10 protein-coding genes are annotated in these 11,553 nt (G+C 46.7%); 4 read left to right on the top strand and 6 right to left on the bottom strand.

Going from position 1 to position 11,553, the window contains the following annotated elements:
- Positions 1-130: 130 nt before the first annotated feature.
- The gene (locus tag ABC395_RS20930; protein ID WP_413005799.1) at positions 131-619 is read left to right on the top strand and encodes a polysaccharide deacetylase family protein; all 489 of its coding nucleotides are present in this window, start codon (positions 131-133) and stop codon (positions 617-619) included.
- 789 nt (positions 620-1,408) lie between these two features.
- Here the strand turns inward: ABC395_RS20930 and ABC395_RS20935 are convergent.
- The 3 genes from ABC395_RS20935 to ABC395_RS20945 form a co-directional block, all read right to left on the bottom strand.
- Entirely contained in the window at positions 1,409-3,193 is a 1,785-nt protein-coding gene (locus tag ABC395_RS20935; RefSeq protein ID WP_413005800.1) for a response regulator, read from the bottom strand.
- A 45-nt stretch (positions 3,194-3,238) separates the two neighbouring features.
- Positions 3,239-3,823 (bottom strand): sensor domain-containing protein, encoded by a 585-nt coding sequence (locus ABC395_RS20940; RefSeq protein WP_413005801.1) that lies wholly within the window; start codon positions 3,821-3,823, stop codon positions 3,239-3,241.
- Positions 3,824-4,752: 929 nt separating this feature from the next.
- A complete protein-coding gene (locus tag ABC395_RS20945) occupies positions 4,753-4,974 on the bottom strand; it encodes a hypothetical protein (RefSeq protein ID WP_413005802.1) in 222 nt (73 codons plus the stop codon).
- 342 nt (positions 4,975-5,316) lie between these two features.
- Here ABC395_RS20945 and ABC395_RS20950 point away from each other — a divergent pair, with 342 nt between their 5' ends.
- Positions 5,317-6,672 carry an erythromycin esterase family protein gene (locus ABC395_RS20950; RefSeq protein WP_413005803.1) on the top strand — a complete coding sequence of 452 codons (1,356 nt, stop codon included), beginning with the start codon at positions 5,317-5,319 and terminating at the stop codon, positions 6,670-6,672.
- 30 nt (positions 6,673-6,702) lie between these two features.
- On the top strand, positions 6,703-7,854 hold the full coding sequence (locus tag ABC395_RS20955) for a serine hydrolase domain-containing protein (protein ID WP_413005804.1): 1,152 nt from the start codon (positions 6,703-6,705) through the stop codon (positions 7,852-7,854).
- 987 nt (positions 7,855-8,841) lie between these two features.
- Here ABC395_RS20955 and ABC395_RS20960 read toward each other — a convergent pair.
- Both ABC395_RS20960 and ABC395_RS20965 read right to left on the bottom strand, forming a co-directional pair.
- The gene (locus ABC395_RS20960) at positions 8,842-9,663 is read right to left on the bottom strand and encodes a TrmH family RNA methyltransferase (protein WP_413005805.1); all 822 of its coding nucleotides are present in this window, start codon (positions 9,661-9,663) and stop codon (positions 8,842-8,844) included.
- 7 nt (positions 9,664-9,670) lie between these two features.
- On the bottom strand, positions 9,671-10,330 hold the full coding sequence (locus ABC395_RS20965; RefSeq protein WP_413005806.1) for a potassium channel family protein: 660 nt from the start codon (positions 10,328-10,330) through the stop codon (positions 9,671-9,673).
- A 114-nt stretch (positions 10,331-10,444) separates the two neighbouring features.
- Here ABC395_RS20965 and sspI point away from each other — a divergent pair, with 114 nt between their 5' ends.
- On the top strand, positions 10,445-10,648 hold the full coding sequence (gene sspI / locus ABC395_RS20970) for a small acid-soluble spore protein SspI (RefSeq protein WP_103995943.1): 204 nt from the start codon (positions 10,445-10,447) through the stop codon (positions 10,646-10,648).
- A gap of 107 nt (positions 10,649-10,755) precedes the next feature.
- On the opposite strand, the gene ABC395_RS20975 is transcribed toward sspI, so the two are convergent.
- A complete protein-coding gene (locus ABC395_RS20975; protein ID WP_413005807.1) occupies positions 10,756-11,478 on the bottom strand; it encodes an MtnX-like HAD-IB family phosphatase in 723 nt (240 codons plus the stop codon).
- Positions 11,479-11,553 lie beyond the last annotated feature (75 nt).

Consider the following 11,553-nt stretch of genomic DNA (forward strand, 5'->3'; position numbering starts at 1 on the left):
TCCTGCGGCATTACTATTACCCTATGCGGGCTCGTTTCAAAAAAGAAGGCCCTTCCCGGTTGTATGTCCCGTTCCGACAGGATATGATACAATCAGCAATTAAATCATGGAAGCTATAACGGAGGCAGCTATGCTCACTTTTGATCAAAAAATCGCCATTATGGAATCTTTCCCTGAACTGCAGCGGAAAAACGTGTCTCTCGGACGTGTAAATTTTCATTACGAAGACAGTGCTTATGATAAAAAAACGGTCGGCTACCATTTCCATCCGAACGGAAACGGGTATATTTATGCCGGGCAGATTGAGGGCGCCGAAACGGACGACAAGGGCCTCGTCAACATCCGGGATTACTCGGAAGAACAACTGCGCGAACTCGCCGGAGCGGCAATCCGGTCGTTAACCGCCCCTGCCGGAGCGTCCCGTCAGGCAGCAGACAAAGCCGGCTCTTCCGGCGCGGACGAACAGACATGGGAAAACGCAGACGGTCATGTGTTAACGGTCAAGCCGGAGGATGACATGTGGTTTATCCATGCGGGGCTCAATCTCGACTCCGTTTTTGAAAGTTACGAAGAAGCGGTGGAGTATCTGGAAGAGGAAGGGTTTGCGCGCAAGAAGTAGATTCGGCCTTCGGTAAAACGTGTGATGGAAGTAAAGGTCTTGCGGATTGAACGGGCAAGGCGTCTATACAAGTACCGGATCGGCGGCAAGTGAAAGACTACCGTGCAGGCATATTCGTTAATCACTCCACAGCCGGAAAACCAAAAAAAGAAAAAGAGTTCTTCCTTGCGGAAGCGGCTCTTCTTCTTTATTTCGTTAAATTCAAATAAGCGATGTGAGTTATATGATCATTTGAGACATAAACAGCCCATTTTAGGCTGTTTTTTTTAACATCAATGTGAGACTGTTTATAATATCCGATTGGTCAAACCTTATATTTTTATAAGATAACGTCATCTTGAGCACGACTTCCATTTGGGCAGGCTTAGGTGTTAGGGGAAAACGGCAGCATAAACCAAGGGAAGTGGAGCGGTGTTCATATGTTCAGCGCCGTCTTATGCCTTAAAACAGTGGAGTAAGAGCGAAGAGAACATGCAATTCCTTGTCCGGAATTAAAGAACAAGAAATGGCAAATATTAATGACGTTCGCCGCGTACAGATCGATATAACTGTACATTCTTGTTCCCCTATAGGGAAACAACCGCGTTTTTGTATTGCTCTGCTTCCCTAATAAAATTGTATATCGAAAATAAAAGATAATGCTGCAAAAGCAACTCCGGATTGTTTAATGAGATGGTTAAACTCATGTAAGTTATTCAAAAATGGAAAAAATCCCAAATTCCCAGCATCAACAAGTCGTTCAAAATATAAACGAAGCCAATTGTATATGCCGCACGTTATCATCCGAGTTTATGCGATGATTCCAAGTTCCAAAGCTTTCATAACAGCTTCTTCCTTGTTGCTGACACCGAGCTTAGTATTAACTGAGCTGGCGTAGTTTCTGACCGTGCCGACCGACAAATACAATTTGGACGCTATCGTCTTGTACCGGTAACCTTTGGCGACAAGCTGCAATATTTCGATTTCTCTGGGTGTCAAATCATAGGTATCGGCCGTATTCGATCGCGGTAATGCGCTACTCTCATCGAGCTTTTCAAATATTTTGCGGGACATTCCCTGTTCGATCAACGTGTCTCCACGGTGAATAATCCGTATCTTATTGGCTAACTCAAGCGGCTCCGTCGTTTTCAGCAGGAAACCGTCCGCGCCGTTGCGCAGTAAATCCCGCGCTTGCTCGCTATCCTGAAACGTGGTGAAAATCAATACCCGGATATGAGGCCACTGCTCCTTGATGATCGTGGTCGCTTCCGCTCCACCCTTGCGCGGCATGTCCAAATCCATGAGCACCACGTGAGGCTGAAGACGTTCGCACAAGTCGACAGCTTGCTCGCCGTCCTCAGCCAAGCCGACTATGGCCAAATCCGGGAATTTGTCCAGCAGCGTCCGCAAACTTTCTCGAATAAACGGTTGGTCATCGACAATCAGCAAGCGTATTTCCTCTTCCAACGTCTCCGCTTGTCGGGGCAAAGTACAAGCGACCCGTGTCCCGTCCCCCGGTTTCGTAAAAACGGATACTTGGCCCTGCAAATTCATCGCTCGTTCCTTCATCGCGTTAATGCCGAACCCCTCCCGCCACTCTTCCATCCCTCGCCCGTTGTCCTGCACCTCAAGCCTCGTAAATTGCTGTTCGAATTGTAATGAAACGGTCATTTCCGTCGCCTCGCCGTGACGAACGGCATTTGTAAGCGACTCTTGCACACAGCGAGTCAAGGCCATTTTCGCTTGCCGTGACAACATATACTCCTCTCCCAACACTCGGAAAATGACATTGACCTGGGCATGCTCCTGAAATTCATCTCCAAGCAGCTGGAGAGACTGAATCAGCGAATCCTCTGCTGATCCCATTTGATGCAAATAGCCCCTCACTTCCTCGATGCTTTTGCGGCCCAGTTCAAGCAAGGAATCTAGTCTTTGTATGCCTGTTTCGGTAACAAGCTCGGCACGCAATGTCTCCATTCCCATGATGATGGAAGTATACGCATGCCCAACCGTATCGTGAAGCTCCCGCGACAGCCTATTTCGTTCTTCCGTCAGCGTAATGCGCTCGATCTGGGACATATATTGCTCGAGCACCGCGTTCTGCTTACGAATCGTTTCATTTTGCCGATGATTGACGATCAATAAATGAAAGGCGAAGCCCATCACATAAGCAAGCCCATAATAACTGATCGTAATCCAGTAATCGTTGCTTTGCGCTACCGTATAGAACAAGGCGGGGAAAATAAGGATCGTGACCGGAGCCGTCCAACGATAAGATCGGTGGGCGCTATTCGCCGCGATGAGAAACGCAGAGACAAGAAATGAGACGAATGCAACAGGGAACAATGAAGTTAAATAGATGCACAGTCCGCCATAGATCAGCATTTCCGTGAACAGGTAATATTTATAACTGAGCCGCAAGCAAAGCCAAGGAATGGAGAAGGCAGCGACTCCCCAGAAAACAACGATCCAAAGCGGTAATGTCAAACCTTCCTGAACACTGATCATCGTGATGATGAGCGTAGTGCTGTTTATAAAGCGGGTCGCCAACATAATCCAGTCATACCATATCCACTGTTTAACGATGTCCAACAATTCGTTTCAACCCCTGTATCTAACGTCTGATATTTTTCATAGCTATCATTTTAACTGTCGAATCATGATACGAGTATAACCTCCGATCGATTTCACCAAGCGATCGGCTAGCTTGAAGCTGATCAAAGCAAATGCGGCTCCGACCGCCATCACAATGAGCGATTTTGCCAAAGTATCTACATGCATGATAATAACATTCATATCAATGTAACGATACAGCAGTGGAGTCAGGAGTAACATAAAAGGAGCTACATAGAGCGCTGCGGCACTAACGAGGCTGATAAGCCCAATCACTAATTTCTGCATCAACCAATAGACGGCGACCCAATTGCGGCGATCCGTTAGCTCGGATTTGGCTTGAGTCCACACCGATCCTTCCGTTGTCGCTTTCTTGTCGTATAGGGCAATCGTAACATCAGTATAAATTTTTGTTTGCGTTCGCTCAAATTGAATAAACGTTGCAGTTGTTCGTAAAACATGAGTGACTAAAGGAATTCCAATGACTGTAAAAGAAAGGCTTAAACTAAACGATAGAGCAACCAGATAGAAGCAAAAGTAAAACAGACCTGTAGCAAAAGTCAATAATAAAAAATAACCATTTTGGATGAAACCTGTCACTCTGTTTTTCATGGGTTCATCGCTCCTCTCCAGTAATACCCGCATCGTACAGCTTCCTGTGTCATTTGCGCCAGTGTAAAAATGTCATGTGATACTTTCTAAAGAGAGGATTATCCCGAAAACAAAAAAACGGCTGTTTAATCGGCATGCTTCAATGGATCGTTGACTCCTCTCTGGATAATGACTACTTGCGTAATCCAAAATAACATATTACAAATAAGCGGAAGACGAAACGACAAAGCCATCGTTCCCATTCCAGTTAAAGCGAACCACCTGAAAGCTTTAACTACGCATTCGGCCAAGTCGGGTTCTCGCAATATGCCATCGATCTTCACACGTCAACATAGCCTTGGAACAAGAGTTCGATATTGTCGTCCATATTCAGAATGTGACGGCATCGCAGATGAACTAATGAGGATCAACCTGCGGACCATTCGTGCTTCGTATCCTCAAGTCGGATTTGAATCCATTTCGTTGACTGAATCCAAATAACTTATCATTTGACAATCCAGGACTAGTATGATAAAGCGATGTACGAAAATGCCAGATAGACGGAGGAGAAATTTGGGAAGTCGATCGTCTGGGCGCACAACGGCCACACCGCGAAAACAAATCTGCTCCCGCAAGTATATGACGAGATCGCCGGATAACATCTGACAAAGCATTACGGCCCTAAATACGTACTGTTCCAGCAACCTACAAATTTCTTCGGTGTCTTCATGATATTTGTTTTTCATTTATTCCGAAAGATTCATGTAAATGTACGCATCCTTCGTTCGGGGATAAGGTCTTTAAACTTATCGTTCAAAAGTGGCACAAGTTCCGGTTTATGCGGTTGCACATACTCTATGATCGATTCATAGACATTTTCGCTAATCGTTTTCACATGCCTATGGTACGCACTTTTGATCATTGTCTGGATTGTTATTATAGACCCGAATTCATTCAATCAGATCGGTCATTTCTTTCGTATTAAATATAAGGTAACCCCACTGCTCCGGACGACAGCGCATGCCTTGCCGCGAACGGTTCCCTGCGTCGACGGCTAGCTGCGAATCGTCGCAAGCAAATGTCGGATAGAACCGTCCGAGACCGAGTCTGACACGCCCGCCTTCACCTGCTTCGAACACATCTCCCACGCTGCGCATCAACGATGACGGCAACAAGCGTCTCCCCCCAACCCAACTCTAGCAGCCGCTTCAGAACGAGGGTCAAATCCATGCTAGCGCCTGCCGCGGGTTATCGCCGGTATCCGACAAAATGACCGATCTCGCCGCCTCCTCTGCCGCCGCTTGTAACGCTTCATCCAAGGAATAAGCTTCTGTTCGTGAAGCCGAATTGCTCACTCGGTCCCAGAAAGCATTGGACGATAAGCCGTCATATGACAGTAAAAACGCATCATGGTGACATAATGGCATCTTGGCAGTATGACAATCACTTTGCAATACTCGGGGAGACAAATCGCTTCGCAACGAATGTCAAACAATAACTCCGGGGAGGTAAAAATGAACAAGAACTTATTAACGAAGCTGGCGCTTACTACAATATGTAGTATAAGTTTGGCCGGTTGTTCCACAGAAGAAATCCCATCAACACCATCCAGTTCGGGCAATACGCCTGCATCTAAACTTGAAACTGCCATGAAGGACGACCAGACTCCATTACAGTGGCTGGAGAAGAATGCAAGCAAATTAACAACAACAGAGCCTCGTGCTTCTTTGGAAGATTTACAACCACTTAAAGAGATGATAGGATCTGCTTCTATTATTGGTTTAGGCGAAGCTTCTCATGGCATGCATGAAATATTCACGATGAAACACCGTATCGTACAGTATATGATTACGGAATTGGGGTTTACAAACCTTGTCTTAGAGGAGAACTGGGGGAAAGGATTGATGCTTGATCAATATGTTCTTACAGGTAAAGGGCATCCAAGCAAAATTCTTAGCCCCATGTTTAACAATAAAGAAATAACGCAAATGTTGGAATGGATTCGTGACTACAATGCCGATCCCAAGCATCCCAACAAAGTACGTGTAGTCGGGATGGATCAAAAAAAATTAGATGAACCTGTGTTTAACAAAATTTCAGACTATATCCAACAATATCATCCGAATTTGATTTCTCAATTAAATGACAAAATGAAAGAGCTTATTTCCGCAACAAAAGATGAAGAAAGTTTTGAGAAACTGCCGAAAGATGAGAAAGAAAAACATCTTTCCAATGCCCGGTCTATTATTGAGCTGCTAGAAAAAAATGAAGCTAATGCCGGCAAGCAAAAAGAAGCTTACGAATGGGCATTGCATAGCGCCCGTATTATCGAGCAATTTATTCATATGTTTTCAGCTGAACAAACGCCGGAGTTCTTCTTAAGACATGATATTGCAATGTATGAAAATGCGAAGTGGACACAAGAACAATGGGGGAAAACCATTGTATGGGGTCATAACGGACATATATCCAAAACCAATACTCTTCCATTCGTATATCCGGAGATGTCAGGACAACATTTGGCTAAACATTACGGCGACAAATACGTATCCATCGGGACTTCAACCCACTCAGGTTCATATAACGTTGTTAATGAAAGTGGCAAATTCGGTCCTTATGGAACGGTTAAAGTCGATGACCCCAAAAGCATTAACTATACCGTCGGACAAGTCAAACATGATCAATTTTTTGTAGACTTGCGCAAAGCAAGCGGTTCGGTGAAAACTTGGTTAGATGAAACCCGTCCTCTACTTGCCGGAGTAACAACATTGGGACCTCAAATACCTTTGTTTGTAGACACTGCATTCGGCAAGACATTTGACATCTTTTTCTATATCAAAAAGGTCACTCCATCACAAATGAATGAATAATACGATTCTTTAATCAAAAGGAGAAACGAAATGAACAAAATTTCTATGCTCACTGTATCGACAATGATTACCGCGACTCTATTACTGCCATTATCAGGAACCGGTTTTGCAAATCAGACGGATCCCCTCGTTACTACTTGCATTCAAGATTCGCAGACCAAAGCCAAGCAACTTATCGATGAAGCTGCTAACAATCAAAATATACCGGGCATAATTGTAGCTTCTTCAAACAAAGGATCAAAATGGGCATATGCTTCCGGTGAAGCAAGCATTTACGGTACTGACCGGGTTAAAACGAACTTTACTTTCCGGATCGGTAGTCTAACAAAGACGTTTACTGCAATGGTCGTTCTTCAGCTTGTTGATGAAGAAAAACTGAACCTGGATGACACGATAGAAAAATGGCTGCCTGATGTTGTTAAGGGTACTGAATATGAAGGGGATCATATCACGATTCGGCAACTATTAAACCAAACAAGCGGTATTCCTGACTATTCAGAACACAAGGATATTCTCGATAAATTACTCCCAAACCCGTTACATTCCTTTACTGCTGACGAATTAGTTCGTACTGGACTGAACATGAAGGCAACCTCTAAGCCTGGAGAGAAATGGGTTTATTCCAATACGAATACGGTACTGGCAGGGATGATTATTAAGAAGGCTACTGGAGAAACATACGGGGAACATATTAGGAAACGTTTCATAGCTCCCCTTAATCTAACGAGCACTTATGTACCCGACGACTACTCGTTTATTCCAGGTGAACATGCACGAGGATACTTCGTACTCGACGGTCAATTCATAGATAGAACCGAAATGAATCCCTCTTGGGCAGATGCTGCGGGATCTATGATCTCCACAGCGGATGATATGAATACATTCTTCAGAGCTATACTTAGTGGCAAGCTATTAAAACCAGCTACTTTAGATCAGATGTTAACTGGGGTTGAAACTCCAGTAGGTGAATACGGTTTGGGGATCGCTGGAATAAAGCTGACGAATGGTATTACGATTTGGGGGCATGGCGGCAACTTTCCAGGATTCGCAACGTTCGCAGGTGGAACTCGCGGCGGGGATTATGTACAAACCCTTAATATTAATGCGATGCCTTCTGAAATTAATACGTTGCCTCTTTCCAAAAGCATTGCCGAGCAACTCATTGGCTCTTCATCACATTAAGAACACCAGCAGCTGGCACCGGAAATTTCCTATTCAGGTGCCAGCTTTCTGCCATCGCGGCCCCGACCGTTTCCTCTGCACGCGACTCCCAACTTGATTGTTAGTTATAAGATCAATTGAGACAAAAATAGCCCATTAAAGGCTGTTTTTATAATGTCTATTTGAGATTGTGATCTAATTTCAAACTTCAATTGAAAACCAAATTATAACAGAAGGGAAAGCATGGATGGAACTTTTTCTTAAACGTGGTTATTGTATAATACATCAACTAGGTTGATCCACAACAACGACTTCTAGAATTGATTTTTTATATGCAAGAAGTAATCCTCAGAAGAATCAATCAAGTCAACTAAAAACTCATCCCCGTTTCCGTTAGGAAACGCATTAATTCACGATATTCTGACGTGCCACCATGAGTGGCAGAGCCCGCCCAAACTATTTTAGCAAACGTATGAAGTTCGCATGGACGTATCGATACTTCCCATCCATCAACAATCTGAATAGGCATTGTCTTTCCCATTATGTCAATAACATCATTTCTTACCGAAAGCTTGACAGCATAATTAGGTGAAATTTCCAGTTTAGTTAATACTATTACTCTATCAAATTTGCTTGCCTTATCATTAGCAACGTGAATATAGTATCTATCACTATAAGAACTTCTGGTCTTATTGGATTGAGATTGATTTATTCTAGCAGCAATTTTTTCATAGTATTCCGATAGATTAGAATCAGTGTTACGAGGGAAATTATTGATATTTCCGAGTACATCGAAAGTGGATATGACCCTTCGGTTTGTCCGAACTTAGGATATAAAATTTTACCGGGTCTTAAAGTACACTTTTTTTACATTCATCTTAAAATTTTTAAGATCATATATAAACCAAATGGCAGCAAATCCTTGTATTACAAAGGTTTTGATGCCATCCGGTTGTCTCGTTTTGATATTATAATCAGTCTCAATTTACGCTATAACTAACAAGTGACTTAAACGGGCGAGCCGGCGAGCCGCTGCCGCGACGCCTCGAAAAGCAGCACCGTCGTCGCCATCGCCACGTTGAGCGACTCCGCCTGCCCCTGCATCGGGATAATGACCCGATGCGTGGCAAGCTCTCCGGCCGCCTCGGACACGCCGCGGCCCTCGTTGCCCACCACGAGCCAGGTCGGGCGGGTCATATCGAGCGCGTAGCAGCTCGAATCCGCCTGAAGGCTCGTGACGACAATCTGCCGCCCCGCCCCGCGCGCGGCCGGCAGAAGCTCCTGCAGATCCGCCTCCACGATCGGCAGATGAAACAGCGATCCCATCGTCGAGCGGATCGCTTTGGGGTTGTACAGGTCGACGGTCCCCCGGCCGAGCACGACCGCAGAGGCACCGACCGCGTCGGCGCTGCGGATAATCGTGCCCAGGTTCCCGGGGTCCTGGACTCCGTCGACCACGACCACGAGATCGCTGCCGGTATCCCTCAGCAGCGTCTCGGCCGGCTCCGCCGGCTTGTCCACCACCGCGAAGATTCCCTGCGGTGTCTCCGTGTCGGTGCAGCGCTCCATGATCGGGCGCGTCACCGAGACGGTCTCTATGCCGGCCGCTCCGGCATGATCCGCCAGCGCGCCGGGCAGGCCCTTGTCCGCCTCGTATACGAGAGTGCGGACAGGAGCGCCGGCGCGGACGGCCTCCTCGACGAGATGAATCCCCTCGATGAGGAAAGCGCCCGCTTTCTGCCGGCCCTTGCGATCCAGCAGCGAAGCCCATTCTTTGACTCTATTGTTCTGCACGGACGTGATGTCCGGCTGGTTGTATGCTTGTGTCATGATTCATTTACTCCGAATATTCGACTTCAAAACGTTTTAAATCTTTGTTGTTCCCGAGCACGATCAGAATTTCTCCGGGCTGGATAGGCGATTCGACGGGCGGAGGAATAATGAGCTGCTCCTGCCGCTTGACGGCGATCACGTTGCACTGAAACTTCGCGCGAAGATCGAGGTCGCGTAAATTTTTGCCGATCATCCGGTCGTTGGCCTTCATTTCAAGAATGCTGTGCTCGCTCGACAGCTCGATATAGTCCAGAATATTCGGCGAAATGAGATGATGGGCGACCCTTTGCCCCATATCCCGCTCGGGATAAATGATTTTATCCGCGCCTATCTTGCGCAGTACCTTGCCGTGTAAATCGTTAGCCGCTTTAACGACGATGGTCGGAATCCCGATGTCTTTCAGGAGAAGCGTAGCCAAAATGCTGGCCTGTATATTTTCACCGATTGCCACAACGACAACGTCGAAGTTCCGTATTCCGAGCGCTTTCAAGGCTTCTTCGTCGGTACAATCCACTTGTACCGAATGCGTGACAACCGTGGATATCTCCTGGATGCGCTCTTCACTGTGATCCAGCGCCAAAACCTCGAAACCGAGTCCCGTCAAGTTTTTGGCTACCGACGATCCGAAACGGCCCATTCCGATGACCGCAAACTGTTTTTTCATGGCATTCCATCCTTACGCTTTAGGATACCTGATTCTGAACTTAATTATAGCATGATTGCCCCCGTTTTCGAGCATATTAAAGACGAAACCACACGGAAGCGAGGCGTATAAGGCATGATCCTCAGTTTGCGGCAGGCGATTGTTCAACGGGTCGAAGGAAAGTCCAACGATGAGCTCAAAGAAATCATCAACGATTCCATTGACGGGCAAGAGCAGGCGCTTCCGGGACTCGGTGTTTTGTTCGAAGTGATTTGGAAGAACATCGATTCCGAGAAACAGTCCGAGCTTGTTACGGCACTGCACGATCATTTGACTTAAAACCGGGCTTATCATCGCCGGTCTATTCCCGCCCGGGCGGTCTTCAACCGAAAGGCGGCAGCCGCTGTTCGCCAGCCGGCTGCCGCTTTTTAACTTTTTAATAAGGATCAGAATTTACAAAAGCTGTGCCCGGCCGGTTCCCTGCGCTCGGGGGTTCCGGTCAGGAAATGCTCTTCCCGTTCCCGCACAACCTTCAAAATATCATGAAAAGTGGCGAACGGATAAAAAGGAATCTCTTCACGCGTCAAATAACGGGCCAGACTGCTGCGGGCAAAAACCCAGTCGGCATAAGCCGAGCCGTATATGTCACTGCTGCCGTCACCTATATAAATGACCCGGCAGCCTTCTTCTTTCAGCTTTCGCACAACTCCCGATTTACAGCAGCCGCACCAGGAACAGGCCGGGTTCGTGTTTTGCGTTCCCAATGTGTAAACGCCGTCCTCCCCGTATTGAATGGGATTGGAAATAACGGTGTCGACCGTTACATGATTGGCGGCCATAATGCGATCGATATAATATTTCATCCCGTCGCTGAGTACGGTTACGGGAATGCTTTTGCTTTTGCAGTACGCCAGAAAATCCTCGGCCCCGTCCCTCAAATTCATACGGTCGGCGATGGCGTTCACATCCTTCTGCCGGTCCCCCAGCAAGCCGTAGGACGTGTGAATCCACTCCCGCGATCCGATCTCCTTGTTCAAAAAACGCTCCAGCTTCCCCCGGACATCCGGGCGGTCTTCCACCCCGAGTTCCTTCATCAGGGTCGCCCCTACATCCTGCTCCATCAACGTGCCGTCAAAATCGGTCACCACAACCAGCTGTCCCTGCTCCAAACGGTATCCGCTCCCTTGTAGACTCCTTTATTCCTCCGCTAGAACCGCCTGCCGCGCGGCGTACTTTTGTCCGCT

The sequence above is a fragment of the Paenibacillus canaveralius genome (genome assembly GCF_047238265.1).
Taxonomy (GTDB): Bacteria; Bacillota; Bacilli; order Paenibacillales; family NBRC-103111; genus Paenibacillus_F.

What these genes read in the sequence shown, in the direction of transcription:
- ABC395_RS20930 (WP_413005799.1), top strand. Translation starts at nt 131, where the DNA reads ATGCTCACTTTTGATCAAAAAATCGCCATTATGGAATCTTTCCCTGAA.
- ABC395_RS20940 (WP_413005801.1), bottom strand. Translation starts at nt 3,823, where the DNA reads ATGAAAAACAGAGTGACAGGTTTCATCCAAAATGGTTATTTTTTATTA.
- ABC395_RS20950 (WP_413005803.1), top strand. Translation starts at nt 5,317, where the DNA reads ATGAACAAGAACTTATTAACGAAGCTGGCGCTTACTACAATATGTAGT.
- ABC395_RS20955 (WP_413005804.1), top strand. Translation starts at nt 6,703, where the DNA reads ATGAACAAAATTTCTATGCTCACTGTATCGACAATGATTACCGCGACT.
- ABC395_RS20960 (WP_413005805.1), bottom strand. Translation starts at nt 9,663, where the DNA reads ATGACACAAGCATACAACCAGCCGGACATCACGTCCGTGCAGAACAAT.
- ABC395_RS20965 (WP_413005806.1), bottom strand. Translation starts at nt 10,330, where the DNA reads ATGAAAAAACAGTTTGCGGTCATCGGAATGGGCCGTTTCGGATCGTCG.
- sspI (WP_103995943.1), top strand. Translation starts at nt 10,445, where the DNA reads ATGATCCTCAGTTTGCGGCAGGCGATTGTTCAACGGGTCGAAGGAAAG.